Raw genomic sequence first — 26496 nt, 5'->3', positions numbered from 1 at the left:
CGGCTGCCTTGGCAGAAGCGCTGACGGCGGCAGGCTTGCGGCGCTTGGCCTCCCAGTCGGCATAGCCGCCCGCGACGATGTCGACCTTGCCCGACCCGTCCAGCCCGAGGGTGACGGTGACGGTGCGGTCGAGGAAGTCGCGGTCGTGGCTGACGATGAGGACGGTGCCCTCGAAGTCGGCGATCACCTCCTGCAGGAGGTCGAGCGTCTCAAGATCGAGGTCGTTGGTGGGCTCGTCGAGCACGAGGAGGTTGGCGGTGCGGGCGAACTCGCGGGCCAGCAGGAGCCGGGAACGCTCCCCGCCCGAGAGGATGCCGACCTTGGTGTCGACCAGGCCGGGATCGAACAGGAAGTCCTTGAGGTAGGCCATGACATGCTTGCGCACACCCCTGACATCGATCCAGTCGCCGCCCTCGGCGAGGATCTGGCGCACCGTGGCCTGGGGTTCGAGGAGCTTCCTCTGCTGGTCGATCATCACGCCCGACAGGGTGCGCGCGTGGGTGACGGAGCCGGTGTCGCTCTCGATCTCGCGGGTCAGGAGCTTGAGCAAGGTGGTCTTGCCCGCGCCGTTGGCGCCGACGATGCCGATGCGGTCGCCGTTCTGGATGCGCAGGGTGAAGGGCTTGATGACCGCCCGCTCGCCATATGTCTTGGAGATGCCCTCGGCGACGATCACCGACTTGGACTTGAAGTCGTCATCCGAGGCGAGCTTGAGCTTGGCGGTGCCTGCGCCCGAGATCATCGCGGCCCTGACGGCGCGCATCTGATGCAGTTTCTCGAGCCGCCCCTGGTTGCGCTTGCGCCTTGCGGTCACCCCGCGCTCGAGCCAGTGCGCCTCGATCTTGAGCTTGGCGTCGAGCCGCTCGGCATTGCGGGCCTCCTCGGCGTAGACGGTCTCCTCCCACGCCTCGTAGCCGCCGAAGCCGATGTCCTTGCGGCGCAGCGTGCCCCGGTCGAGCCACAGCGTCGCCCGCGTCAGCCGGGTGAGGAAAGTGCGGTCGTGGCTGATGGTGATGAAGGCGCCGCGGTAGCGCGAGAGCCAGTCCTCGAGCCAGTCGATTGCCGCCAGATCGAGGTGGTTGGTCGGCTCGTCGAGCAGGATCAGGTCGGGTTCCTGCGCCAGCGCGCGGGCGATCGCGGCGCGGCGCTTCTCGCCGCCGCTGGCGGTGGGAGCAGGGCGGCTCATGTCGATGCCGAGCTGGCCGGCGATCGCCTCGACCTCGTGCGCGGCGGGCGCATCCTCGCCGCCCAATGCGAAGTCCATCAGGGTGGCGTAGGGCGCGAAGTCGGGGTCCTGCTCGAGGAACACGATGCGCGTGCCCGGCTTGACCCGGCGCTGGCCGCGGTCCGCCTCCAGCCGCCCGGCGATGAGCCGCAGCAGCGTGGTCTTGCCCGCGCCGTTCCTCCCGATCAGCGCCAGCCGGTCGCCCGGGAGCACATGCAGGTCGATGGGCGCGGCGCCGCTGGTCGGCGTCGGCCCGCCGAACAGCCAGCGGCCGCCCTGCTGCAAGGCCACGCCTTCGAGCGAGAAGATGGGGGGCTGTGCCATGGTGCGCCGCACCTAGGGACTGGAGCGGCCAGCGGCAAGCCTGCGTATCCCGCGTGGTTCAGTCCCGCGAAAGGCGAAGCGCTCCAAAGGCGCGGCGACACGAAAGGAAGTGCCCATGCTGAAACCCGTTGCCACCCTCGCTGCCGCTTCGGCGCTGATGCTGCCCGCTGTCGCTTTCGCCGCGCCGCAGGTGAACCTTGCGCCCGCCGGGCCGGTGGTCGAGCTCAGCATCTTCGAGAGTGTCGACGCCGCGCCCGATCAGGCCACCGTCAGCGCGGGAGTCACCACCACCGAGCCGACCGCGACCGCAGCGATGCGCCGCAACGCGGAGGAGATGACCAAGGTGATCGCTCGCATCAAGGCGTTGGGGATCGACGAGAAGGACATCCAGACCACCGGCATCGCTCTCGGCCCGCAATATGACTACCAGAACGGCAACCCGGTGTTCCGCGGCTATCAGGCGAACAACCGGGTGAGCGTCATACTGCACAAGATCGAAGATACCGGCCGCGTGCTCGATGCGCTGGTCGAGGCCGGCGCGACCGACATCGGCGGGCCGATCTTCGCCATCGCCGACGACAGCGCGCTGAAGGAGCAGGCGCGCAAGGCCGCCGTCGCGCGCGGCACCGCGCAGGCGCGGGCCTATGCCGCGATGCTCGGCTACAGCGACGTGCGCGTGCTCGCGCTTTCGGAGAGCATGGTGGGCGGCCTGCAGCCTTTCGCGCCCGCCAAGGCGCTCCGGCTCGAGGCCACCGCCTCCCCGATCGAACCCGGCCAGGTCGCGACCGGCGTCAACGTCACGATCACTTACGAATTGCTCGGCAAATCCGCCGCCGGAACGAAGTGAACCATTCACGGCTTGTTCAATGGACATGCGCTAGGCACAATCCTGTCATGAACGTCCAACCTGCCTTGCTCACCGCCGCGCTGGCCGCCTTTGCCCTGGCAGGGGTGCCCGCGCGCGCGCAGCAGCCGGACCAGATGCGCGGAGAGCAGGGCGAGGCACGGCGCGAGGCGCAGGCCGGCAACATCATGCGCTCGGGCGAGATCGAGGCGAAGATCCTGCCCCAGATGCGCGATGCGGAATATCTGGGCTTTGCGTATGATTCGACCGCGCGGGCCTATCGCCTCAAGTTCATCAAGGATGGCCGCGTCACCTATGTCGATGTCGACGCCCGCACCGGGCGCATCATCGGCCGTTCGCGCTGACGGCGGGCCGATGGCCATTCAGCCGGGGAAAGCAGCCGGATGCGGGCAAGCGGCTTGCTTGACGCCCGCGGCCCAAAGGCGCACCAACCGCGCGGACATTAACCAGGAAACCGGGGACCCATGCGCATTCTGATCGTCGAAGACGAACCCACCCTCGGCGCGCAGCTGAAGGCTACGCTTGAAGGGCAGGGCTATGCCGTCGACCTTTCCACCGATGGCGAGGACGGGCACTTCATGGGCTCGACCGAGGATTACGACGCGGTGGTGCTTGACCTTGGCCTCCCCGAAATCGACGGGCTGACCGTGCTCGGCATGTGGCGGCGCGAGGGCCGGGCCTTCCCGGTGCTGGTGCTGACCGCGCGTGACAGCTGGTCGGACAAGGTCGCGGGGCTCGATGCGGGGGCGGACGATTACCTGGCCAAGCCGTTCCAGACCGAGGAACTGATCGCCCGCCTGCGCGCGCTGATCCGCCGCGCTTCGGGTAACACCTCTTCGGAGCTGACGGCGGGCGACGTGCGGCTGGACACCCGCTCGGGCCGCGTCACGCTCGCGGGCGAGCCGGTCAAGCTGACCGCGCAGGAATACAAGCTGCTCTCCTACCTCATGCACCACAAGGGCAAGGTGGTGAGCCGCACCGAACTGATCGAACACATCTACGATCAGGACTTCGACCGGGATTCGAACACCATCGAAGTCTTCGTCACCCGCATCCGCAAGAAGCTTGGCGCAGACGTGATAACGACCATCCGTGGCCTCGGTTACAGCCTCGACGACCCTGCCGACCAGCCGCGCGCCTGAGGCGCAGGCGGGCGGCGGCGATGCTCCGCTGACCTTGCCCGCGGGCGGGGCCGAGGCCATGCCCGAGGCTCCGGCCGCACCCGTCGCCGCCAAGCCGCGCGCCAGCCTTGCCCGGCGCATGGGGCTGATCGCGGCGGGGTGGATCTTCTTCCTGTTGCTCGGCGGCGGCCTCGCGCTCGAGCGCACCTTGACCGCGCAGGTCGAGGCCAATTTCGACGAACAGCTCGATTACCAGCTCACGGCGATGATCGCCTCGGCCGAGATCGACGCGAGCGGCGAGGTGTGGTTCTACCGCACGCTGGGGGACCAGCGCTTCCTCGAACCGGGCAGCGGGCTCTACTGGCAGATCTCGGGCGGCAATTACGAGCCCTGGCCCTCGCGCAGCCTGTGGGACCGGACGCTGAAGCTCCACGGGGCGCAAGGCAAGGGCGAGCACTTCGACAGCGAAGTGCACATCTACAATTCCGACCAGTTCAAGGGCGAGCCGCTACGGATCGCTGAGCGCACCGTGATCCTGCCCGGCAGCGAGACCCGCTGGACCTTCGCTGTCGCCAGCGCGACCGAGCAGATGGACGCGCAGATCGGGCGGGTGCGGCTGATCCTGATCTGGTCCTTCGCGGTGCTGGGCCTCGGCCTGCTGGTGATGGCGCTGCTGCAGATCCGTTACGGCCTCTCGCCCTTGCGGCGCGTGCGCGCGGCGATCCAGAACCTGCGTACCACGGGCGCGAACCGCATCACCGAGCCCTTGCCGCTCGAAGTGCAGCCGCTGGTCGAGGAAGTGAATGCGCTGCTCGAACATACCGAGCGTCAGGCGGAGGAAGCGCGGCGGCATGCGGGCAATCTCGCCCATGCGCTCAAGACCCCGCTCACCGTGCTCACCAACGCCGCGACCGCGCGCGCGCCCGACCTTGGCGAGGCGGTGATGCGCGAGACGCGGACGATGCAGCGCCATGTCGACCACCACCTCGCCCGCGCCCGCGCCGTCGGCCGCCGCGCGGTCGGCCATGCGCGCACCAATGTGATGGCGAGCGCGACAGCAGTGCGCCGCGCGGTCGAGCGGCTCTATCCCGACGGCCGGCTTGATATTGCGGGAAACAAGCAGGCGCTGGTCTCGCTCGAGCGGCAGGACCTCGACGAATTGCTTGGCAACCTGATCGAGAACGCGGCCAAGTATGGCGGCGGCTCGGTGTTCGTCACCATCGACCCCGACGAAGCGCCGCGCGATCCCAAGATGTGCCTCATCTGGGTCGAGGATGACGGGGCGGGCATCCCCGAGGCCGAGCGCATCCGCATCTTCGATCGCGGCGTCCGGCTCGATACCGGCAAGCCCGGCACCGGCCTCGGCCTTGCGATCGTGCGCGATGTGGCGGAGATCTACGGCGGCAGCGTCCAGCTGGGGGAAAGCGAAGACCTCGGCGGCCTGCTGGTCGAACTGCGCCTGCCGCGCGCGGAATGACGACGGCGCGAAGGGTTTTTTCAGGCCCTGCGTTGTAGGGGCGAAGACATAAACGCAAACAGGCCATTTGCGCGCCCATGACCACCGCGACCGAGCCCGCTCCCGCGACCGTCTCCGCCCCGCCGCCGGGCGATGACGCGGCGTGGGCGGCGCGGCTGGCGGCGCGCGATCCGGCGGCGCTGCGCGCAATGATCGCCCGGAATGGCGGTGCGCTCCACCGCGTCGCCTATCGCATGACGGGCGATGCGCACGAGGCCGAGGACATCGTGCAGGAGGCGATGCTGCGCCTGTGGGATCACGCGCCCGCCATCGCCGCCAAGCACCCGGTCGGCAGTCAGGCGGCGGCGCGCCTCCGGCTCGGCGGCTGGCTGCAAAGGGTGGCGACCAATCTCGCCATCGACCGCCTGCGCCGCACCCGGCGGCTGTCGGGCGGCGAGGTGCCCGAGGAAGAGGATGACGCCCCGCTCGCCGATGCGGTGATCGAGGCAGAGGAACGTGACAATCTGGCGCGGGCGCTGGTGCTCGCGCTGCCCGAACGCCAGCGCGCCGCGATCGTGCTGACCTATTACGAGGAGCTGCCCAATGCCGAGGCGGCCGAAGCGATGGACATGAATATCAAAGCCTTCGAAAGCCTGCTGCACCGCGCCCGGACGGCGCTGCGACAGGCTATGGCGGCGCAAGGAGACGCGCCATGAGCGTGAATGAACCCCGCAAGGATGAAGCGCCGATTGCGCCGGGCTCGCCGCTCGCGCGGGTGCTCGACGGCTACGGCGTGCCCGAGCTGTCTGCCGGTTTTGCCGACCGCGTCCTCGCGGCCGCCGAAACCCGCGCAGCGCCGCTCCCCGAATTGCGCCGTCCTGCGCGCAGCCGCCGCTGGCGCATCGGCCAGCGTATTGCCATCGGCGTCGCCAGCTTCGGCGCGCTCGCGACCGCTGCTGCGGCGACGGGGGTGCTCGAACAGCTGGCGATCCCGGTGCCCTCGGCCAGAACCGTGTGGGCGAGCCTCACCGGCAACGCTCCGGCTGCGGCAGCGCCCGAGCCGGTTGTCGCCGCCGCCGTGAAGGACGCCGCACCCACCCCGGCGCCGGTCGGCATCGAAGGCCCGATCGACACGCCCGAGGAGCTTCAGGAGACCTTCCGCCGGGTCGATCAGGTCCGCGCCGGTCGCCGCGAGGAGCGCCGCGCGATCATCGACCAGCGCATCAAGTCCGAGATCGAGCGCCGCCGCGCCGCGGGCCTGCGCGTGCTCACACCCGAGGAAGAGGCGCGGCTGCGTGCCCGGATCGAGCAAGCAGTCACCGCCCGCGAACAGCGCGCCGATGCCGCCGCCGCCGCGCGGCGCGAGGCGATGGAGCAGAAGGTCGCGAACGGCGAGGCGCTGACCCGCGAGGATCTGACCGGCCGCAAGCCCGTCAGCCCCGAGACGCGCGAGCGCCTGCGGAACTTGCGCGACCTGCCTCCCGGCGAGCGTGCCAGGGCGTGGCGCGCGCTGCCGCCGGAGGAGCGCCGGGCGCTGGCCGATGAATGGCGCGCGCGCCGCGCGGGGCGGTTGCCGGCCGCACCATCACCTGTCCCGCCGCAGGACACCGTGCCTCCCTCCGAATGAAATTCCTCTCCCGGCGCGAAGGGCATTGGCGGCTGGGGCGTTGAGATCATGTCACCGGCAGCGACCCCGCTTCGCTTGCCGGGACGGATCAACCCCCTGATGGGATGGAGGAAAGTTACGATGATCAAGACCCCGCTGATGATCGCCTCGCTCGCCGCGCTCGCGCTTGCCGCGCCGCTCGCCGCGCAGGAGAAGACCCGCACCAAGACCTATGAAGGCGACAGGTACACCGCCACGCAGACCACCACAGTGAACCCGGAAACCGGCACCGCGACCCGTACCGGCACCGCGACCAACACCGCCACCGGCCAGACCGCGACCAGCATCGGCGTGCGCCAGCGCACCGATACGGGTGCGACCGTCTCGCTCACCCAGACCGGCACCCAGGGCCGCACCCGCAGCCTCGAAGGCGAGCGCGTGCGCACCGAGGGCGGCTCGACCTTCACCGGCACGGCCACCGGGCGCGGCGGCCAGACCTACGGGCTCGCGGGCAGCCGCAGCCGCGACGGGCAGGGCAATTCACAGGCGAGCCAGAGCGTGACCAATTCCGCCGGCCAGACCCTCGCCTCGCGCGACCGCGTCACCTCGCGCGGCAATGGCCAGGTCAGCACCACCGTCAACCGGACCCGCGCCGAGGGCGTCTCGCGCCCGCCGCGCGCCCGCCGCCCGCGCGGCTGAGGGGAGGAACTTCGCGCCGCTCCGGCAGGCGGCGTGGCCCCGCGCCTGCCATCTTTCGAGGAGCGCGCGATGGCGGCAGGCGCCAGCGCCGGTCTGGTAGACCGGAACGCGCCGCGCCGATGGGGGCACGCGGGGCCGGACAGGGCCCGCGTGCCCCGCTTTTTTGCTCCGCTCCGGTTCACCGCCGGTTCAACCTGCGCAAGCGACTGAATTCGCTCGTGCGTTGGTGGAGGCGACGAGGTGAACCTAGGTCCCCGCAAGATCCTGCTGCTGGCCCCGCTGCTCTTGGCCGGCTGCGCCTCGGGCGCTCCCGAAGGCGAGCGCACGGTCTTTCACAATCCTTACGCTCCGGCCGCGACAGCCAGCCAAGGCGGTATCGGCCCCGCCTGCGACACCACCGCGCGGGCGAGCGATACCACCTGTCTCGGCGTGCCGCTCACCGGCAAGGGGCGGGGCAACACGATCGGCGCCGCGCTCGAAGACTGGGGGAACCTCACCCGCGCCCAGCGCCGCGTGCTGCGCGAGCGGGCCGAATTGCTCAAAGATTTGCGCGAGCAGCCGGTTGTTAAGCCGCCGCCGCCTCCGCCGCCCGCGCCGGAGCCGGCCGAGGCACCCTGACGCGCTTCAGCCCGCTGCGGCGCGCTCGTGGTGGCGGATCACTTCGTCGATGATGAAGCGCAGGAACTTCTCGGAGAACTCGGGGTCGAGATCGGCCTCCTCCGACAGCTTCCTCAGCCGCGCGATCTGGCGCGCCTCGCGCTCGGGATCGGCGGGGGGGAGAGTGACCTTCGCCTTGTATTCGCCCACTGCCTGGGTGATCCGGAAGCGCTCCGCGAGCATGTGGATCAGGGCTGCATCAATGTTGTCGATGCTCTTGCGAAAGGCAGCGAGCACCGGATCGGGTGCGGCGGGGTGTTGCGGATCATGCGCCATCGCCTGCGAAACTAGCAGCAATTCTGCGCTTGCCAAGCATGCGCAGGCCGCCCTAGAGCCTTGGCCAGCATGAGTGCCGACATCATTCCCATGCCGCGCAAAGGCCCGACGCTCGATCCCATGCTGTCGCTGACGGCAAGCGGCATGAATTCGGTCAATGCCGTGATCCTCGAGCGGATGCAGAGCGAGATCCCGCTGATCCCGCGGCTCGCCGGACACCTCATCAGCGGTGGAGGCAAACGGCTGAGGCCGATGCTGACGCTCGCGGGGGCGGAACTGGTGGGCTACAAGGGCACGCGCCACCACAAGCTCGCCGCCGCGGTCGAGTTCATCCACACCGCGACGCTGCTGCACGACGACGTGGTCGATGGCAGCGAGCTGCGGCGCGGCAAGGCGGCGGCCAACATCATCTTCGGCAATCCGGCGACTGTGCTGGTCGGCGATTTCCTGTTCAGCCGCGCCTTCGAATTGATGACCGAGGACGGCAGCTTGCGCGTCCTCTCGATCCTTTCGCGCGCGAGCGCGGTGATCGCCGAGGGCGAGGTCTCGCAGCTCTCCGCCCAGCGCCAGATCAACACCAGCGAGGAACAATACCTCCACATCATCGGCGCCAAGACCGCCGCGCTGTTCGCGGCCGCCAGCCAGATCAGCGCGGTGGTGGCCGAATGCTCGGAGGAGCAGGAGCGCGCGCTCGAAGCCTATGGCCGCAACCTCGGGGTGGCGTTCCAGCTAGTCGACGATGCGATCGACTACGATTCCGACGCCGCCGAAATGGGCAAGGACCAGGGTGACGACTTCCGCGAGGGCAAGATGACCCTGCCCGTGATCCTCGCCTATGCCCGCGGCAGCGAGGAAGAGCGCCGGTTCTGGAAGGACGCGATCCTCGGCCACCGCGCGTCGGATGCGGATCTCGCCCAGGCGATCGGGCTGATCGGCAGGCACAACGCGCTGGAGGACACCCGCGAGCGCGCCCGCCACTTCGCGCACCGCGCGATCGACGCGATCTCGATTTTCCCCGACGGCAAGGCGCGGGCCGCGATGGCCGAAGCCGCGCAATTCGCGGTCGCGCGCGGGCATTGAGCAGGCTATCGGGCGGGGCGTGAGCCTCGACCTCCCCATCCACGCCGTCCTCCCGCAAATCCGCGCCGTGCTGGCGGGCGAGGGCGCGGGCGTGCTGATCGCGCCGCCGGGAGCGGGGAAGACCACAGCCGTTGCGCCCGCGCTGCTCGCCGAGCCATGGTGCAGCGGCCAGATCATCATGACATCCCCCCGCCGCGTCGCCGCCCGCGCCGCCGCCGAACGCATGGCCGAGATGCTGGGCGAGAAGCCGGGCGAGACGGTCGGCTACATGACCCGGCTCGACAGCAAGGTCTCCGCCCGCACCCGCATTCTGGTGGTGACCGAGGCGATCCTCGTCAATCGGCTGGTGGATGACCCGGAACTCCCCGGTGTTTCCGCCCTGCTGTTCGACGAGGCGCACGAACGCGCGCTCGACAGCGATCTCGGGCTCGCACTGGCGCTCGAGACCCGCGCCGTGCTGCGCGAGGATCTGCGGGTGCTGGTGATGTCCGCGACCATCGACGGCGCGCGCTTTGCTCGGCTGCTGGGCGAGGGCGCGGCGGTGATCGAGAGCGAGGGGCGCAGCTTTCCGCTGGCAATCAAGTGGCTTGGCGGCGATGCCTCGCAAGCCATCGAGGATCGCATGGCCGCCGCGGTGATGACCGCGTGGCGCGAGGAGGCGGAGGATATCCTCGCCTTCCTCCCCGGCGTGCGCGAGATCGAGCGCGTGCGCGAGCGGCTGGAGCCGCGCCTCGCCGGTACCCCGATCCACGCGCTCCACGGCCAGATCGAGCCTGCCGCCCAGCGCGCCGCGATCCGCCGCGATCCCGAGGGCCGCCGCCGGATCGTGCTGGCCACCGCCATCGCCGAGACCTCGCTGACCTTGGACGGGGTGAGCGTGGTGGTCGATTCCGGCCTTGCACGCCTTGCCGAGTTCGACCGTGCGGCGGGGACCACCCACCTCCTTACCCGCCGCGCCTCGCAGGCCTCGGCGGCGCAGCGCGCAGGGCGTGCGGCGCGGCAGGGGCCGGGGGTTGCCTACCGCCTGTGGGAGGAGGCCGCGCACGCGGGCCTGCCGCCTTTCGCACCGGCCGAGATCATGCAGGCCGACCTTGCCCCGCTGCTGCTGCGGCTGGCGAAGTGGGGCACCGCCGACCCGGCGGGCCTGCCGTGGCTTGACCCACCGCCCGAGGCCTCGGTCGCCGCCGCGCGCCGGGCGCTCGAGGCGCTCGGTGCGCTCGACGGGGCGGGACGCATCACCCCGCTGGGCGAGGCCATCGCCAGTCTTCCGATGGCACCCGACCAGGCCGCCGCCGTGCTCCACGGCGCGGCGGCGGGCGTGGGCGAGGATGCGGCGCGGCTTGTGATGCTGCTCCAGGAGCGCGGTCTTGGCGGGCGCGGGGAGGATCTGATGCAGCGCCTCGCCCGCTGGCGCGGCGACCGCGCGCCGCGCAGCACGGCGGCGGCGGGGATCGCGCGCGGCTGGGCGGGGCAGGCGGGCAAGCTCGCCAGCGTGATCGGCGAAAGTCTCGCCGAGGAAGCCCCTGAGGCGCTCGCGCTCGCCCGCCCCGACTTCGTCGCGCGCCGCCGCGATCCATCGGGCGAGCACTGGATCAGCGCCGGAGGGCGAGGATACATCCTCGACCCTGCCTCGCCGCTGGCCCGTGCGGAGTGGATCGTGATCGGCGACGCGCAGGGGCAGGCCAAGGGCGCGCGGATCACGGCGGGTGCCGAGCTTTCGCCTGACCGCATCGCCGCGCTGTTTGCGAGCGAACTTGCAGAGCGTGTCACAACGCGCTGGAATAGCGAGAAAAGCCGTGTCGAGGCGCGGCGCGAACGCCGCCTCGGCGCGATCGTGCTGGCAAGTGTGCCGGAGCCTTCGCCTGATCCTGCGCTGCTTGTGGATATCCTTGTGGAGAAGGCGCTGGAGAAGCTGGGGGAACTGCTGCCGGAGGGCTTCCTTGCCCGCGCCCGCTTTGCCGGGGTCGAGGCGCTTTCGCCGGAAATCTTGCGGGCGCGTGCAGCCGATTGGCTCGCACCACTGCTGTCAGGCAGGCGCGACCTCGATCTCCCTCCGCATCGCGTCGCCGAAGCCGCGCTCGGCCTCATCGACTGGAACGCCCGTGCCGCGCTGGACAAGGCAGCGCCGACCCACTTCACCTCGCCCGCCGACACCCGCCACCCCATCGACTACGCGGGTGACGATGCCCCCAGCGTCGAGGTGCGCGTGCAGGGCGTGTTCGGGCTCGACACCCATCCGATGATCGGCACCACCCCGTTGCTGCTCAAGCTCACCAGCCCCGGCGGGCGTCCGGTGCAGGCGACCCGCGACCTGCCCGGCTTCTGGCGCGGCAGCTGGCGCGATGTGGTCAAGGACATGAAGGGCCGCTACCCCAAGCACCGCTGGCCCGACCAGCCGTGGCTGGAAAAGCCGAGCATGAAGACCAAAAACGCCTTCAACCGCAGCGATTCGTGATCTAAGGCGCAGGGCCATGAGCGCGAGAATTTACCAGAAGCCCAAGCATGCGATGCAGTCCGGCAAGGCCCATACCGACGAGTGGGTGCTGGAATTCGAACAATCGCAGGCGCGTTTTGCCGATCCGCTGATGGGCTGGGCGGGCACGGGCGACACCCAGTCGCAGGTGCGCCTCACCTTCCCCTCGAAGGACGCCGCGCGCGCCTATGCCGAGAAATACGGCATCCCCGCGCGCGTGATCGCGACGCCGCCCAAGCGGCTGAAGCTGCAGGCCTATGCGGATAATTTCCGCTGATTTCTTTGCGCAGCCCCATCCGGGGCTGCATCCTCGCTAGACTGGGAGCAAAGCTGCGGGCGCGCGGTTGCGCTTGCGGCCCTGCGGGCCGGCGTGCGCCACAATCGCTGTTGAAATCCGTCGCAACCCCCGCCATATGCCGCTCCGGGAGTCGGGTGGACGTTTGCGTCCGCTCACCGTGTCAGGGCCGGAAGGCAGCAGCACAGGTGGATTGCGGCGGGTCGCCCGGCTCCTTTTTCAACCACATCGCCGATGCGCATCGCATGACAAACCGCGCCCGAGCGCCTAGCTTGGTACCATGAGCGATTCCGATCCCGAACTGCCCGAGGACGACACCGGGCCGAGCGCCGCCGAGCTCGAGGCGGCGGGGCAGAGCGCGCTGTTCGGCGATCCGGTGCCTGCGCCTGCATCTGCGCCGGAGGCGCCCCCGCCAGCGGCCACGTCGGACCCTGCGCCAGCAGGGCTCCCTCAGCCCCCTCGGCCGGCCTCGGCGGGCGGGGGGCAGGCTTACCGCGTGCTCGCCCGCAAGTATCGCCCGCAAACCTTCTCCGAACTGATCGGGCAGGAGGCGATGGTGCGCACCCTCGCCAATGCCATCGCCCGCGACCGGCTGGCCCATGCCTTCCTGATGACCGGGGTGAGGGGGGTCGGCAAGACTTCGACCGCGCGGCTTATCGCCAAGGCGCTGAACTGCGTCGGCACCGACGGGCAGGGCGGGCCGACGATCGACCCTTGCGGTGTGTGCGAACCCTGCACCGCCATCGCTGAAGGCCGCCATATCGACGTCATCGAGATGGACGCCGCCTCCAACACCGGGGTCGACGACGTTCGCGAGATCATCGAGCAGGTGCGCTATGCGGCGGTTTCGGCGCGCTACAAGATCTATATCATCGACGAAGTCCACATGCTGTCGCGCAATGCTTTCAATGCGTTGCTCAAGACACTTGAGGAACCGCCGCCGCACGTGAAGTTCCTGTTCGCCACCACCGAGGTCGACAAGCTGCCCGTGACGGTGCTGAGCCGCACCCAGCGCTTCGACCTTCGGCGCATCCCCGCCCCGCTGCTTGCCGGACACTTTGCCAAGGTCTGCGCGCTGGAGGGTGTCGAGGCCGAACCCGAGGCGCTCTCGATCATCGCCAATGCCGCCGAAGGCTCGGTGCGCGATGGTCTTTCGATCCTCGACCAGGCGATCGCCCATGCCGATCTCGACGGCGAGGGCAAGGTCGCCGCCGCCCGGGTGCGCGACATGCTGGGGCTGGCCGACAAGAGCGCGCAGCGCCGCCTGCTTGGACACGTTTTGTCGGGCGATGCCAAGGCCTTGCTGGCTGCGGTTGACGAGCAATATGCACTGGGCGTCGAGCCGCTGGCGCTGATCCGCGCGCTGATGGACCTCGTCCACCGCGTCACCCTTGCGCAGGTCTCGGGCGGCGAACCCGATGCGCCCGCCGAGGACGAACGCGCCGCGCTCGCCGATTTTGCCGCGCGGCTCGGGGCGGCCGAATTGCACCGCTTGTGGCAGCTGCTGATGAAGGGCCACGACGAGGTGCGCACCGGCCCCGATCCGCTGATCTCGCTCCAGATGGCGCTGCTGCGCATCCTCCACGCGGCGCAAATGCCCGATCCCGGGAAGCTCGCGCGGCGGATCGAGGAGCTGGCGGCCAGCGGCATCGCCGCCGAGCCCGCCGGTGTCCCCGGTGCCGCGCCTGCCGCCGCGCCGGTCGCTGCCGCGCCCAATCACAGCTGGGCCGCGCTGGTCGATCAGGTCGACGCCATGGGCCAGCTGCGCATCGCCCAGATGATGCGCGACTGGGTGCGGGTGATCGAGCTCGGCCCCGAACGGCTCGTCTACCAGCAGGCCGACAATTTCCCCGATGACCCCGCGCCCGAAATCCGCGAGGCGCTGTTCAAGCTGACGGGCAAGCGCTGGCAGATCGAGCGCGGCACCGGTGCGGCGCAGCCCAGCTTGCGCGAAGCCGCCGAGGCTGCCGCTGCGGCCGAGGACGCACGCATCCGCTCCGACCCGCTGGTGCGCGCCGCTTTCGAAGCCTTCCCCGATGCCGAACTGCTCGACGCCCCCCTCAAGGCCGCAGCCGGCGCCGGAAGCCCCCCCTGGAATTGACGGAGTACCCCCGATGAAGTCGATGGAAGAAATGATGGCCGCCGCACAGAAGGCTGCCGAGACCATCCAGAATCAGATGAACGAGATGCAAGTGAAGCTCGATTCAATCGAGGTCGAAGGGCAGGCGGGCGGGGGCCTCGTCAAGGTCCGCGCGAGCGCCAAGGGCCGCATCCTCGGGGTTTCGATCGACGACAGCCTGATGGTGCCCGATGACAAGCAGATACTCGAAGATCTGGTAGCCGCCGCCTTCAACGACGCGCGCGACCGGGCGGACCGCGTGTCGGAGCAGCAGATGAAGGATATGCAGTCCTCGATGGGCCTCCCCCCGGGGTTCAACCTGCCCGGGCTGGGGTGACGCTTACGTGAGCGAAATTCTCGCCCGGATCGCGTTTGCGGGCGAGATCGTCGAATGGCGCGGGCCGGCCCCGTTCCTGTTCGTGCCCGTGCCGGACGAGCATGTCGCCGAACTGCGATATGCCGCGCGCGAGGCGAGCTACGGCTGGGGCTGTGTTCCTGTCGCCGCGCGCATCGGCCGGACCGATTTCGCCACCTCGCTGTTTCCGCGCGGGGAGACCTATTTCCTGCCGGTGAAGGTCGCGGTGCAGCGGGCCGAAGGCGTGGGCCTTGGCGACCGGGTGGCAACGGTGATCGCCGTAATGCGGCGCTAGACCACCTTTCGCCCGAAGCCGCCTTGCGCAGGGGGGCGGGCAGGGGGCATGGCCAAAGCCTTGGGCGCGGGTGCGGCCTGGCGCTCGGTCGCCGGTTCTGTCTCGCGCGCCTTGCGCTGCTGCATGTAGCGCGCGAAGGCTTCATCGGCGTCGAAATCCGATTGGGGTTCGGCATCCTCGACAAAGCGCTTGCGGCCTGCGTTCTCGCGGATGCTCTTGCCGGTCAGCCCGCCCCACAGATCGGCGAGTGCGCTGCGGATGCCGCGCCAGATGCACACGTTGCCTGCCGCCACCAGCAGCAGCTCGGGGACGGTCCCTGCGGCGCCCGAGGTCATGATCTGCTGCGGCGCGCTGCCGCCATGTAGGGCAGCGGCAGCGATGTAACAGCCAAGGCCGACGCCAATCCAGACCACTGTCTTCATCGCGCGTCTCTCCGCTTCGCACCATCACAGAATACCGTGCGAGGGTTAACGCGCCGTGCCCGCTGCAAGTGCGTTCCACAGGTTCTCCGGCAAAAGCCATTGCGGCGCCAAAGGGGTGCACCCATATTCGCATCAAAGGCGTCGTTCCCCTGACGCCGCATGGACCCAAGATACATGACCCAGACCTTCCCTCTCCTCCCCTTGCGCGACATCGTCGTCTTCCCCGGCATGGTCGTCCCCCTGTTCGTGGGGCGCGACAAGTCGGTGGCGGCGCTCGAGGCGGCGATGGAGGCCTCCAAGGACATCGTCCTCCTCGCCCAGCTCGATCCGGGCTGTGACGATCCCGAGGGCGATGACCTCTACGATGTCGGCGTGATCGCGCAGGTGCTGCAGCTCCTGAAGCTGCCCGATGGCACCGTGCGCGTGCTGGTCGAGGGCAAGACCCGCGCGCGGCTCAGCGCGCTCGAGGATGCCGGCACGCACCTCGTCGCCGAGGTCGAAACCATCGCGCCCGAGACCGTTGCGGGCAGCGAGGTCACCGCGCTGATGCGCCAGGTGGTCGAGCAGTTCGGCGAATATGTGAAATTGAACAAGAAGCTCGGCGAGGACGCGGGCGTGGACCTCACCGAGGTTGACGATGCCGGCCAGCTTGCCGACACCATCGCTGCCGCGATCAGCGCCAAGGTTTCGGACAAGCAGGCGCTGCTGACCGAGGGCAATCCGCTGAAGCGGCTCGAGCTGGTCATGGCCTTCATGGAAGGCGAGCTTTCGGTGCTGCAGGTCGAACGCCGCATTCGCGGGCGCGTGAAGCGCCAGATGGAGAAGACCCAGCGCGAATATTACCTCAACGAACAGCTGAAGGCGATCCAGTCGGAGCTCGGCGGCGGCGATGATGGCGAGGGCAACGAGATTGCCGAGCTCACCGAGAAGATCGAGAAGACCAAGCTTTCCAAGGAAGCCCGCGCCAAGGCGCAGGCCGAATTGAAGAAACTGCGCAGCATGCAGCCGATGAGCGCCGAGGCGACGGTGATCCGCAACTATCTCGATGTGCTGCTCGGCCTGCCGTGGGGCAAGAAGTCGAAGCTGAAGAAGGACATCGCCCGGGCGCAGGCGGTGCTCGATGCCGATCACTATGCGCTCGAGAAGGTCAAGGACCGCATCGTCGAGTACCTAGCGGTGCAGGCGCGCACCAACAAACTGAAGGGGCCGATCCTGTGCCTCGTCGGCCCGCCGGGCGTGGGCAAGACCAGCCTCGGCAAGTCGATCGCCAAGGCGACGGGGCGCGAATTCGTGCGCCAGTCGCTGGGCGGCGTGCGCGACGAGGCGGAAATCCGCGGTCACCGCCGCACCTATATCGGCTCGATGCCGGGCAAGATCGTCGCCAACCTCCGGAAGGCCGGGACCAGCAACCCGCTGTTCCTGCTCGACGAGATCGACAAGCTCGGGCAGGACTTCCGCGGCGATCCGGCCTCGGCGCTGCTCGAGGTGCTCGATCCCGAACAGAACGCCAAGTTCCAGGACCACTATCTGGAACTGGACCTCGACCTCAGCGACATCATGTTCGTGTGCACCGCAAACAGTCTCGATCTGCCGCAGCCGCTGCTCGACCGGATGGAGATCATCCGCTTGGAAGGCTACACCGAGGACGAGAAGGTCGAGATCGCCGAGCGGCACCTGGTCGAAAAGCAGGTCAAGGCGCACGGATTGAAGAAGGGTGAGTTCACCCTGACGCAGGAGGCGCTGCGCGATCTGATCCGCTATTACACCCGCGAAGCCGGGGTGCGCACGCTCGAGCGCGAGGTGGCCAAGCTGGCGCGCAAGAGCTTGCGCCAGATTCTCGAAGGCAAGACGGCCAGTGTTACCATCACGCCCGAGAATCTCGGCGACTTCTCCGGCGTGCGGCGCTTCAAGCACGGCGTTTCGGAAGCCGAGCCGCAGGTCGGCGCGGTCACGGGCCTTGCCTGGACCTCGGTCGGCGGCGAACTGCTGACCATCGAAAGCGTCACCACCCCGGGCAAGGGCGAGATCAAGACCACCGGCAAACTGGGGCAGGTGATGAACGAGAGCGTCGCTGCGGCCTTCAGCTTCGTCAAGGCGCGCAGCCCCGCCTACGGGATCAAGCCCTCTGTCTTCAATCGCAAGAACGTCCACATCCACCTCCCCGAAGGCGCGGTGCCCAAGGACGGGCCGAGCGCCGGGATCGGGATGGTCACATCGATCGTCTCGACGCTGACCGGCATCGCGGTGCGCCCCGACGTGGCGATGACCGGCGAGGTGACGCTGCGTGGCAGGGTGCTGGCGATCGGCGGCCTCAAGGAAAAGCTGCTGGCGGCGCTGCGCGGGGGCATCAAGACCGTCCTCATCCCCGAGGAGAACGTCAAGGACCTCGCCGAAATCCCCGCCAATGCGCGCGAGGGGCTGGAGATCGTTGCCGTCTCCCACGTCGACGAGGTGCTCGCTCGCGCGCTGGTGGAGCCGATCGAGGCGATCGAATGGACCGAGGCGGACGATCTCGCCAGCCAGCCGGGTGTCTCCACTTCCGCGCCATCGGGCGCATCGGGAGAGGTGCCAACCGCGCATTGAGCCGCTAGAAGGCGGCCAACTGCGGTGATTCGCCGCAGGGTCGCATTTTCCCGGAAGTCTGCAAAACGGGGCTGAACGCGCGTCAAACTGCGGTTTGGCGCGGCATTCTTGCCGTGTTTGCGCGATCGATGCCGGTCGAGGCCGATAGGCTTTGACAGGGTTCGCAAAAAAGTCTCAATTTGCGGGCTTTCGACAAGTGCGATTCACAGACACGACGAAATCCTGAAGCGAGGGGGTTCCCAGATGAACAAGAACGACCTGATCAGCGAAGTTGCCAACGCGAGCGGTCTTTCGAAGAACGATGCATCGAGCGCGGTCGAAAGCGTGTTCGATGCCATCACCAAAGCGCTCTCGGGCGGTGACGAGGTGCGGCTGGTCGGCTTCGGCACCTTCTCGGTCGCCAAGCGCAAGGCCTCGACGGGGCGCAACCCGCGCACCGGCGAGCCGATGAAGATCAAGGCCTCCAACCAGCCCAAGTTCAAGGCGGGCAAGGGGCTGAAGGACGCGGTCAACTAAGACCGCGCGCCGACTACGACAGGGGCATGGAAAAACCCCGCCAGCGGCATCGCTGGCGGGGTTTTTCCTTGGCGGTCGCGGTTCCGCTCAGCGAGCGCCGGCGGCGATCAGCGCGGTCGGCGCTTGCGCGGTGCGCGGAGAGATCCGCCACACCAGCGCCTCGCCCGCAGTCCCGGCGACCGGGCCTTCGTCGGTGTTGTTGGCAAGGATGCGCATCCCCGGCGCGGCGCGCACGGTGAAGGTGCCGTCGATCTGGGGCACGCCCGGGATGGTGGCCGGGTCCTCGCCGTTCTTGGCCGCTTCCTCGGCCGCGCCCATCGCGGCCAGCCCGGCAAAGGACCCTGCGCCCATCAGCCCGCCGAGGCCGGCGGTATCGCTGTTCTGCGCCGCAAAGCCGGGTGCGTTGATCCGCACCTGCCCGCCCTTGCGCAAATAGACCTGCACGAAGGGATTGGTGGCGGGAAAGCCCTCGATCAGCGGGAACAGGAAGTCGTGCCCCGTCGTGCCGGTGATCCGGTAGCTTACATCGAACACCCCGTCGCCCTTGTGGACCACGCGCTCCCAGCCCTTCTGGCGCTGGAGGATCTTGACGAGCTCGTCTGCCGCCTTGGGGTCGCTGGGGTCGATCCCGCCCATGAGCGCGGCCATCTGCTGGGCCTGCTTCTTGGCCTGCTCGGCCCGCTCGGCCGCGCCAGCATCCCACTCGGCGCGCTGGGCGGCGAGCTCCTCTTCCGAGCATTCTCGCGGCTCGAAGGTCTCGTCATTGTAGCATTCGTTCGGGGTGAATTCCTCTTTCCCCGCATCCATCTGCGCCAGCTTGGACAGGCCGAGGAAGAAGATCTCGCCCTCATAGGTGAAGGTGAAACTGTCCGGCCCGGTGATCGCGAGCTCGGAGGTGAACTTGCCCGGCGTCATGAAGCAGCCGCTGAGCACCAGCGCGAAGCCGGTCAGCAGCGCGGCGGCCCGGAGCCGGATGTGCGAGAATAGTGTCATATGAATTTCCCCCTCTCGGCCACGCTTCTACCCGCGCGAGGCCACCGCATAAAGCGCAATCGCGCCGGCGTTCGAGACATTGAGGCTTTCGATCGCCGAGGAGATCGGCAGCTTGGCGAGCACGTCGCAATGCGCGGCGATATTGTGCCTGAGTCCTTCGCCCTCCGCGCCGAGCACGATCGCGACCGGGCCGGTGGGGAGGATGTCGGCGAGCACGGCTTGCGCTTCGCCGGCAAGCCCGATGCGCCAGTAACCCGCTTCGGCCAGCTCCTCGAGCGCGCGGGCGAGGTTGACCACGCGCACCCAGGGTACGGTCTCCAGCGCCCCCGAGGCGGCCTTCGCCAGCACGCCGCCTTCGGGCGGGGCGTGGCGGTCCTGCGTGACGATCGCCGCCGCGCCGAAGGCCGCTGCCGATCGCAGGATCGCGCCCACGTTGTGCGGATCGGTGACCTGGTCGAGCACCACGATCGGCCGCTCGGCCTCTCCCAAGGCCACCTCGTCGAGGAACACGTCCTCGAGCGGGGCGCATTCGAGCACCAGGCCCTGATGCGGCGCGTCCTTGGCCACCAACCGGGCGAGGTCGGCGGCCTGGGCGTGCTCGATCGGAAAATCGGGCGGCAGCTCGCCGTCGAGGCTTTCGAGCCCTTCGGGCGTGGCCCACAGCTTGCGGTGCTGGCGCTCGGGGTTCTTCAAGGCCGCCTCGACCGCATGGCGGCCCCACAGGCGCACCTGACCGCTTGACGCCCGGCCCGAGCCGCGCCCACCCTTCATCCGGCCCGCACGCCCGCGCAGCGCGCGCTTTTTCTCACCTTTGCTCATGTTGTTTCCCGGCTGAGGCATTCCAAACGCGCCCCCTGCCAGCAGGGGCATTGACAGGCAAGCACCGCTTCGCCAAAGGGGCGCCTCTCGGCAGCGGGGCCCCCCGGGGACTCGCGCAATTTCAGCGCTCATCGCGCTTCGAGATGGCCCCCTTCAAGGCAAGGGACTGTGTGGACAGGTGGCCGAGTGGTTAAAGGCAGCAGACTGTAAATCTGCCCGTGCAAGCGTACGCTGGTTCGAATCCAGCCCTGTCCACCACACCCCCCTTTCGCCGCCCGGCTCAGCGCAGCGCCGCTTTCGAATCCGCCAGCATCGTGTCGAGATAGCCGCGCGTCTGGCGTGCCCGTTCGAGTGACTGGCGCGTCAGGGTTTCGGAGTTCGTGCCGCGCACCGAGCGCGCCAGCGTGTCGAGATAGGTCCGGTAGGTCTTCGCCGCCTCGGCGTTCTGCTGCCTCAGGCGGTAGCTTGCCAGTTCCGCCGGCGAGCCGTCGCGGCCGGGCTTCTGGCGGTCACCCAGGCGGATGATGGTACGGATGGCGTCGCGGCAGTCGTCCATGGCCGACCGATACTGCCTGAGGGTAGCGCTAGTGACCGGGCTGTCGGCGACAGGCGGCGGGGGCGGGACGAGGATGCTTGCCGCGGCAGGGACAACTGCGGGCGCCGGCACGATGCGCGTGACCGCGGGCGTCGGGCGGGCGCTGGAGTTTGCGGCTGCCACCGGCTTTTCAGCGTCCACCTCGCGTCCGGGACGGGCCGCCGGGGCAAGCGGAGCCTGCGGGGCCTAGTCAAGGCTTACTGCGGTATCGGGTTGCGCGATCCCGACAGCAGGATCGGGAGCCGCGGGCACGATGGCTTGCGGAAGACGGGGCTGCTGCACGGCGGCGACAGTCGGCGCGGGCGGGGCGTCCGAGGTCTGCCAAGCCGCGGCGCCGAGCAGCGCCAGTGTTGCAGCCAGACCGACATGGAGCATCAGCCCGACCTGCCTCAATACCGCCGGACTGCGACGGGAGGGCACTGCTGCTGGGCCGCTTCCCGTGGGTGCCAACCACGGCAGCCCCTCGAGTGAGGACAGCGCCTCGATCCCAATCGCAGCAGACCCGTCGCCGCGCCTTGCCGCTCCAGCCGTCACCCTTTCGCGCCGCAATTGCGCGCGCAGGTAATGGGTCGCGTTCGCCCGGTCGAAGGGGAGCGGGGGATCGGCAAGGTGTGCGGACATCGGCGAGGCATCCCTTCGCGGCAGTTGGTTTCCTGCCTGTCCGAACGGATCGGCCCCGCCCTTTATTCCCGCGCCGCCTGAATTCTTTCTGCCTCAGGCAGCCGCAGCGACGGTCGACGCGGTATCGGTCCAGCTGAGGCCCGGCAGGTAGCGTGCGGTGACCTTGCCGGCCCGTAACGCGAAAAGGTGCAGCCAGCCATTGTCGAACAGCGCGCGCACCTCCGGGTGCTTGTCGAGGACGGCCAGCATTGCCTCGCGCGGGGCCTCGATCATCACGCTGAGGCGCAGCGGTTCGTGCTGCAGGCGGTCGCCATCGTGGACCGCCTGCCACGGGAGGCCGGGGCGCAAGCGGCCGCCATTGCCCTCAATCACCCCGATCCCGCCGACGACATTGTGGATGAGCTTGTTGCCGCCGCCGAACATCTCGGGCGCGACCGACGAGCCGTAATACTGGAGGCTGATCCAGCTGGCGACCACTACCGGCGCGGTGATGATGAGTTCGAGCGTGCCGAAGCCTTCGTCCGCCTGCCAGTCGTAGGAGTGGAGGAAGGCGCGGCCCCCGAGGTCGCGGCCAGCGGTCGCCGTGCGCGGGGCGGCGATGAAGGCGGCGCATCCGGCAAGGCCCCATTCGGGGCGGATTTCGGCCCAGTTCTGCGCCCGCGCGGGCAGGCTTTCGCCGCTCGCGCCGGGCATCCGCAGCGCGCGTTCGGCGCGGGCGATCTTCGCTGCCTGCGCCAGCCATCCGCGGACCTTGGCGAGATCGCCGCTGCGGGCGGCGGGGAGGCCGTCGTCGTAGATCGTGATCGCGTCGGTGGTGGTGTCGTGCAGTCCGGCGACGAACAGCGTATCCTCGGCGACCTCGACGCCCCTCGACGCCAGCCCCGCGCGGGTCTCGGGATCGTTGAGCAGGATCGCCAGCAGGCGGGCCGAGACTTCGCCGGTGTAGCCCCCGCAGGCGCCGCAGTGATAGGCGCTCTCATGCGGGTTGTTGGTGACGTTGCCGCCGTGGCCGAGCAGCAGCACGATTTCGCCGTGGCCCTTGGTGAGACTCATCGCCTTCAGCACCGCGGCACCGGTGTCAGCCTTGGCCTCGGCGCTCATGCCGCCGATGACTTCGGGGGCGGGCTCGGGCTTGGGCTTGGCGGTGACGCCCAGCGCCGACCTGACCAGCTTGACCGCATAGACCGGCCCCATCGCCTCGACGAAGGCGAAGGAGGAGACCGCTGCCTGCCGGAACCGGCCCCAGGCGCGCGCCGTGCGGGCAGCGATGCGGTCGGCCTGATCCTTGGCCAGGTCGCCAGCGCTGGTGGTGTGGACGGCCGGATTGAGCAGCACCGGCAGCCGCGCCTCGAGAATGTCCGAACCGTGGGCGTGGTGCGCCAGCGGCAGGCCGAAGAAGCCGGCAAAGCCGATGGTGGCGACCTTCGGGTCGACGCTTTCGAGAGCGCGGCGGAACACCTCGGAACGCACGTCGATGCAGAAGGCGGCCTGGAGGAAGGGACGTGTGTCGCCCGCCGGAGCTGCGCCCCCAAGGTCTTTGGCGAGCGCGCCGGCGAGGCGGCGCTGGTGGCCGCGGTCGGCCGCGTCCTGCAGGATCGCGAGCGCGACGTCCTCCTCGCTCGGCGCGAGCGGGGCGGCGTGGGCGGCGACGGTCGCGGCCCACTTTTCGGCGATGGCGGGGGTCTGGACCAGCAGCGCCTCGTCCCAGATCAGGCGGATCGCGAGGAGGTCCATCAGCGTGCGGTCGGTGCCGCCTTCAAGCTCGGCCTGCCACAGCAGCCAGCGCGCATGCTGCGCCCAGCCGCCGAGGCTCATCGCCAGGCGGTGGAAGGCGGTCGGCGCGGCGGCGTCGGTGATGCCGAGGGTCTCGGCGGCCGAGAGGATCGCGCGTTCGGTGGTGTCGGGAGCGCAGGCGACATGGGCGCAGAAGCCCGCGAGACCGGCGATCTCGGGGGTGAGATCGTGCATTGCCCAGCCGCGCCATGCGGTGAAGGTCTCAGCGCCGGGCGCGGGCGACCACAGGGCCTGGCCGCGGTCGAAGTGGCCCGCAGCCCAAAGTCCGATGCACTTGTCGATCAGCGCGGGCCAATCGATCCCGGTCGCCTCGGCGGCAAGATCGGCGACGGTGGGCAGAGGCCGCGGGGCGGGACCGGCATCGATGCGCGCCGCGGCGTGGCGCAGCATCGCGGTGTCGGCAGGCTTGAGCGGCGAGCGCGAGGCGGCGAGCGCCTCGCCCAGATCCGCCTCGGTGATCGCTCCGCTGGCGATGGCGTCGCAATAGTCGGCCCCGGTGCGGGTCACGCGGACCCCGGCGACCCGCGCCAGCCGCGCGGCGGCAGTGGCGAGGTCTTCGCGGGTCTGGCCGAGGAAGGGGTTGACCGCCACGGTCGCATCGAGCGGGAAGGCGGGCGGGATGGCGCGGCCGGCGGCCTCGGCAGCCTCGAGCACCGCCGAGAAGCGGGCCGGGGCGATGTCGGCGTGGTTCATCAGCATGGCGTTGTCTCCGATGGTGCTGGCGTCAGCGGGTCGTAGTGGTACGGAAGCCGCCAATCGCGCGGTCGAGCAGGGCGTTGAGATAGAGGCCGTTGGCGAGGTGGACCCTGAGGCCGGCGGTGGCGGGGTGGTGCGCCCACAGAGGGAACAGCGCCTGTGCGAAGGCTACAAGGCCGAAGCTTGCCACCGCGACCACCAGCAGCGCCCATTCGAGCTCGCCCGGCATCGGGGCCGCGGGGAGCACCGGACCCCAGATGGTCTGCGCGAGGGTCTGGAAGCTGAAGTAGCCGATCGCGGCTGCCAGAGCGGCGGCGGCGGTGCGCTTGGTCAGCTGAGTCGGCGCGCGGTCGGCAAGCCCCTGCGCGACGAGGTAGGCCACTCCGAAGATCAGGATCGCCCCCAGCGCCAGCGCCTGCGGGGTCTTGGGACCGAAAGCAAAAGTGAAGCTGGCGGCAATTGCGGCGAAGATGACAAGCGCGAGGGCGAAGCTCTTGAGCACCGCGGGCACGCTCGGCACCGCGACCGGGCCGGGGCGGCGGATGTTCGACACCTCGCTCACCGCCGTGCCGGAGGAGAGAAAGGCGTGCGCCTTGTAAAGCGAGTGGGCGACAATGTGCAGCAGCGCCAGGGTCCACAGGCCGAGGCCGCATTGCAGCAGCATGAAGCCCATCTGCGAGACGGTCGACCAGGCAAGCGCGGTCTTGATCGCGCTCTGGGTGAGCATCACGGCGGCGCCGAACAGCGCGGTAAAGCCGCCGATCATGACCAGCGCGGCCATCGCGCCCGTGCTCTGCTGGACGAGGGCAGCCGCGGTGATCAGCAGCACCCCGCCCGAATTGATGATCCCGGCGTGGAGCAGCGCCGAGACGGGGGTGGGGGCCTCCATCACTTCGGTGAGCCAGCCGTGGAGCGGGAAGGCGGCGGTCTTGAGGGCCGCTGCCGCGACGATCGCAGCGACGCCGAGCGTGCCGACGAGGCCAAGGCCGTCGGTGGTCGCCGCCACGGGGAGCGCAGCGAGATCGAGCGTGCCGAAGCGACTGAACAGCAGCCCCGCGGCGACGGCGAGCAGCACGTCACCCCCGTGCCAGACATAGGCGAACTTGGTCGCGGCGCGCTGGGCCTCGGGGCGGTCGGAGTAGAACAGCAGCAGCTTGCGCAGGGCAAGGCCGACCGCGACGGTTGCGAGGATGAGCGTCGGCAGCGTGCCCGCCTGGACGAACACCAGCACTGCCGCGAGCGCGGTAAGCATCAACCCGTGGAACGCCCCCTCGCGCGCCTCGCCGTCGAGGTAGGTGCGGCTGTAGCGCATCACGATCCAGCCGATGAAGCCGACCAGCGCGGCAAGGCTCGCCGCGACCAGATCGGCGCGCAGGGCGAGGGTGAAGGGGGCCTCGAGAACGGCGATGCCGGTGTATGTGCCCAGCACGTTCTGGGCGAGGCCCACCAGCGTCAAGCCGAAGGCGGCGAAGGCGGCAAGCTCTGCGAGCAGCGGCAGGCTGCCGGGACGCTTGCCCGGGCGCGCCGCAGCCAGCAGGATGACCGGCAGAAGCGCCAGCGGGGCAACCATGGTTTCGGTGATGGCGTCGGGCATGAGGCAGCACTCCGTCGGCAATGGGGTTGCTGCAGCGGATAGAGGGTGGACGGACTTAAGAAAAATTCATATTTTGTCCGCAATCATTCTGTTCATGTGAACGATAAGCCGGAGTCACGCCCATCGCCACGCTCAACCTGCACCACTTGCGCCTGTTCCGTGCGGTCGCGCGAGAAGGCACGCTGACGGCCGCGGCCAAGGCGCTCAACATCTCGCAGAGCGCGGTCTCGACCCAGATCAAGGCACTGGAGACCGATCTCGGCCACGACCTCTTCGAGCGACGCGGGCGCAATCTGGTTCTGACCGAAGCGGGGCGGATCGCATTGGACTATGCCGAGCAGATCTTCCGCGCCTCCGAACAGCTTGCCGCCACGTTCCGCGCGGTGGGCGGGCAGAGGAAGGTCCTGCGCATCGGCGCGCTCGCCACCCTGTCGCGCAATTTCCAGATGGGGTTCCTTGCCCCGCTGCTGCGGCGCGACGATGTCGAGGTGGTGCTGCGCTCGGGCACGCAGGCGAGCCTGCTGCGCGCGCTCGATGCGCTGAGGATCGATGTGCTGCTCACCAACCAGGCGCCCGCGCGCGACGCGGCGAGCCCCTATCTCGTCCGGCGGCTGGCCGAGCAGCCCGTCAGTGTGGTGGGCGCGCGCTCGCGACTCGCGCTCGCCGCGCGGGGCCTGCCGGCGCTGCTCGCGCAGGCGCCGCTGATCCTGCCCACCCCGGAGACTGCCCTTCGTGCCGGGTTCGACGCGCTGGTCGAAACGCTCGGGATCGTGCCGCGCATCGCGGCCGAGGCCGACGACATGGCGATGCTGCGGCTGCTCGCGCGATCGGACGCCGGGGTCGCGGTGATCCCGCCGATCGTGGTGCGGGACGAGCTCGCGAACGGCGCGCTCTACGAGCTCGCCCAGTTGCCCGGGCTGACGGAGGAATTCCACGCCGTCACCACGCCGCGCACCTTCCCCAATCCGCTGCTGCGCGAGGTGCTGGACGAGGCCCTGCCGGCAAGCGGATAGATCC

The 26496-nt window shown here is 69.4% G+C and carries 26 protein-coding genes, 1 tRNA gene and 1 other RNA gene; 19 read left to right on the top strand and 9 right to left on the bottom strand.

All coding sequences use genetic code 11. The features are described 5' to 3' along the window. Nucleotides 1–1549 (bottom strand): ABC-F family ATP-binding cassette domain-containing protein (locus AX708_RS18130; RefSeq protein ID WP_067490566.1); only part of this gene is annotated, 1549 nt, incomplete at its 3' end. A 115-nt stretch (nt 1550–1664) separates the two neighbouring features. On the opposite strand from AX708_RS18130, the gene AX708_RS18125 reads away from it, so the two are divergent. The 8 genes from AX708_RS18125 (at nt 1665) to AX708_RS18090 (ending at nt 7914) form a co-directional block, all read left to right on the top strand. Then, nucleotides 1665–2396, top strand: coding sequence for an SIMPL domain-containing protein (locus AX708_RS18125; protein ID WP_066525725.1), 732 nt, complete (start codon nt 1665–1667; stop codon nt 2394–2396). Between the two features lie 47 nt (nt 2397–2443). Further along, nucleotides 2444–2758: a PepSY domain-containing protein gene (locus AX708_RS18120; RefSeq protein ID WP_066525722.1), complete on the top strand. Its 315-nt coding sequence runs from the start codon at nt 2444–2446 to the stop codon at nt 2756–2758. 120 nt (nt 2759–2878) lie between these two features. Continuing rightward, a complete protein-coding gene (locus tag AX708_RS18115) occupies nt 2879–3556 on the top strand; it encodes a response regulator transcription factor (protein ID WP_017666152.1) in 678 nt (225 codons plus the stop codon). Between the two features lie 58 nt (nt 3557–3614). Further along, complete coding sequence (locus AX708_RS18110; RefSeq protein ID WP_066525862.1) at nt 3615–5012, top strand: HAMP domain-containing sensor histidine kinase; 1398 nt, start codon at nt 3615–3617, stop codon at nt 5010–5012. A gap of 77 nt (nt 5013–5089) precedes the next feature. Then, nucleotides 5090–5707 (top strand): sigma-70 family RNA polymerase sigma factor, encoded by a 618-nt coding sequence (locus AX708_RS18105; protein ID WP_197425876.1) that lies wholly within the window; start codon nt 5090–5092, stop codon nt 5705–5707. Beyond that, on the top strand, nt 5704–6618 hold the full coding sequence (locus AX708_RS18100; protein WP_066525719.1) for a hypothetical protein: 915 nt from the start codon (nt 5704–5706) through the stop codon (nt 6616–6618). The genes AX708_RS18105 and AX708_RS18100 overlap by 4 nt, the downstream gene beginning before the upstream one ends. A gap of 120 nt (nt 6619–6738) precedes the next feature. Beyond that, a complete protein-coding gene (locus tag AX708_RS18095) occupies nt 6739–7296 on the top strand; it encodes a hypothetical protein (protein WP_067490564.1) in 558 nt (185 codons plus the stop codon). A 240-nt stretch (nt 7297–7536) separates the two neighbouring features. Beyond that, the gene (locus AX708_RS18090) at nt 7537–7914 is read left to right on the top strand and encodes a hypothetical protein (RefSeq protein ID WP_066525711.1); all 378 of its coding nucleotides are present in this window, start codon (nt 7537–7539) and stop codon (nt 7912–7914) included. 6 nt (nt 7915–7920) lie between these two features. Here the strand turns inward: AX708_RS18090 and AX708_RS18085 are convergent, their stop codons facing one another. Further along, complete coding sequence (locus AX708_RS18085; RefSeq protein WP_066525709.1) at nt 7921–8229, bottom strand: chorismate mutase; 309 nt, start codon at nt 8227–8229, stop codon at nt 7921–7923. 69 nt (nt 8230–8298) lie between these two features. On the opposite strand from AX708_RS18085, the gene AX708_RS18080 reads away from it, so the two are divergent. The 7 genes from AX708_RS18080 (at nt 8299) to AX708_RS18050 (ending at nt 14846) form a co-directional block, all read left to right on the top strand. Then, on the top strand, nt 8299–9309 hold the full coding sequence (locus AX708_RS18080; protein ID WP_066525706.1) for a polyprenyl synthetase family protein: 1011 nt from the start codon (nt 8299–8301) through the stop codon (nt 9307–9309). A gap of 19 nt (nt 9310–9328) precedes the next feature. After that, the gene (hrpB, locus tag AX708_RS18075; RefSeq protein ID WP_066525705.1) at nt 9329–11764 is read left to right on the top strand and encodes an ATP-dependent helicase HrpB; all 2436 of its coding nucleotides are present in this window, start codon (nt 9329–9331) and stop codon (nt 11762–11764) included. Between the two features lie 16 nt (nt 11765–11780). Next, nucleotides 11781–12059: an ETC complex I subunit gene (locus AX708_RS18070; RefSeq protein ID WP_066525703.1), complete on the top strand. Its 279-nt coding sequence runs from the start codon at nt 11781–11783 to the stop codon at nt 12057–12059. A 144-nt stretch (nt 12060–12203) separates the two neighbouring features. Next, an RNA gene (gene ffs, locus AX708_RS18065) (signal recognition particle sRNA small type) lies at nt 12204–12298 on the top strand. Nucleotides 12299–12357: 59 nt separating this feature from the next. Then, a complete protein-coding gene (locus tag AX708_RS18060) occupies nt 12358–14178 on the top strand; it encodes a DNA polymerase III subunit gamma/tau (RefSeq protein ID WP_066525700.1) in 1821 nt (606 codons plus the stop codon). 13 nt (nt 14179–14191) lie between these two features. Further along, nucleotides 14192–14533 carry a YbaB/EbfC family nucleoid-associated protein gene (locus AX708_RS18055; protein WP_067490563.1) on the top strand — a complete coding sequence of 114 codons (342 nt, stop codon included), beginning with the start codon at nt 14192–14194 and terminating at the stop codon, nt 14531–14533. A gap of 7 nt (nt 14534–14540) precedes the next feature. Next, nucleotides 14541–14846, top strand: a complete 306-nt coding sequence (locus tag AX708_RS18050; RefSeq protein ID WP_082745408.1) for a DUF1905 domain-containing protein — start codon at nt 14541–14543, stop codon at nt 14844–14846. Here AX708_RS18050 and AX708_RS18045 read toward each other — a convergent pair. Then, nucleotides 14843–15268 carry a hypothetical protein gene (locus tag AX708_RS18045; RefSeq protein ID WP_066525695.1) on the bottom strand — a complete coding sequence of 142 codons (426 nt, stop codon included), beginning with the start codon at nt 15266–15268 and terminating at the stop codon, nt 14843–14845. The two genes, AX708_RS18050 and AX708_RS18045, sit on opposite strands and share 4 nt — an antisense overlap. Nucleotides 15269–15442: 174 nt before the next feature. On the opposite strand from AX708_RS18045, the gene lon reads away from it, so the two are divergent. Next, entirely contained in the window at nt 15443–17851 is a 2409-nt protein-coding gene (gene lon, locus AX708_RS18040; protein WP_066525692.1) for an endopeptidase La, read from the top strand. Nucleotides 17852–18094: 243 nt separating this feature from the next. Beyond that, the gene (locus AX708_RS18035; RefSeq protein ID WP_017666168.1) at nt 18095–18367 is read left to right on the top strand and encodes an HU family DNA-binding protein; all 273 of its coding nucleotides are present in this window, start codon (nt 18095–18097) and stop codon (nt 18365–18367) included. Nucleotides 18368–18454: 87 nt separating this feature from the next. Here the strand turns inward: AX708_RS18035 and AX708_RS18030 are convergent, their stop codons facing one another. Beyond that, nucleotides 18455–19360, bottom strand: a complete 906-nt coding sequence (locus AX708_RS18030; RefSeq protein ID WP_066525688.1) for a hypothetical protein — start codon at nt 19358–19360, stop codon at nt 18455–18457. 27 nt (nt 19361–19387) lie between these two features. Then, nucleotides 19388–20179, bottom strand: a complete 792-nt coding sequence (gene rlmB, locus AX708_RS18025; RefSeq protein ID WP_066525686.1) for a 23S rRNA (guanosine(2251)-2'-O)-methyltransferase RlmB — start codon at nt 20177–20179, stop codon at nt 19388–19390. A 172-nt stretch (nt 20180–20351) separates the two neighbouring features. On the opposite strand from rlmB, the gene AX708_RS18020 reads away from it, so the two are divergent. Beyond that, nucleotides 20352–20437: transfer RNA gene (locus tag AX708_RS18020), tRNA-Tyr, on the top strand. Nucleotides 20438–20459: 22 nt separating this feature from the next. On the opposite strand, the gene AX708_RS18015 is transcribed toward AX708_RS18020, so the two are convergent. The 4 genes from AX708_RS18015 to AX708_RS18000 all read right to left on the bottom strand — a co-directional run bounded on the left by AX708_RS18015 (nt 20460) and on the right by AX708_RS18000 (nt 25479). After that, on the bottom strand, nt 20460–20846 hold the full coding sequence (locus AX708_RS18015) for a hypothetical protein (protein WP_156454597.1): 387 nt from the start codon (nt 20844–20846) through the stop codon (nt 20460–20462). 114 nt (nt 20847–20960) lie between these two features. After that, nucleotides 20961–21395, bottom strand: coding sequence for a hypothetical protein (locus tag AX708_RS18010; protein ID WP_067490557.1), 435 nt, complete (start codon nt 21393–21395; stop codon nt 20961–20963). A gap of 93 nt (nt 21396–21488) precedes the next feature. After that, entirely contained in the window at nt 21489–23888 is a 2400-nt protein-coding gene (locus AX708_RS18005; RefSeq protein WP_082745407.1) for a YbcC family protein, read from the bottom strand. A gap of 25 nt (nt 23889–23913) precedes the next feature. After that, nucleotides 23914–25479 (bottom strand): proton-conducting transporter membrane subunit, encoded by a 1566-nt coding sequence (locus AX708_RS18000; RefSeq protein WP_067490555.1) that lies wholly within the window; start codon nt 25477–25479, stop codon nt 23914–23916. Nucleotides 25480–25625: 146 nt separating this feature from the next. Here AX708_RS18000 and AX708_RS17995 point away from each other — a divergent pair, with 146 nt between their 5' ends. After that, nucleotides 25626–26492, top strand: a complete 867-nt coding sequence (locus AX708_RS17995; protein WP_233999678.1) for a LysR family transcriptional regulator — start codon at nt 25626–25628, stop codon at nt 26490–26492. Nucleotides 26493–26496 lie beyond the last annotated feature (4 nt).

The organism is Erythrobacter sp. CCH5-A1, assembly GCF_001557115.1.
Lineage (GTDB): Bacteria > Pseudomonadota > Alphaproteobacteria > Sphingomonadales > Sphingomonadaceae > Erythrobacter.
Note: the sequence above shows the minus strand (reverse complement) of the source record. Positions and strands in the feature narration are given on the sequence as shown.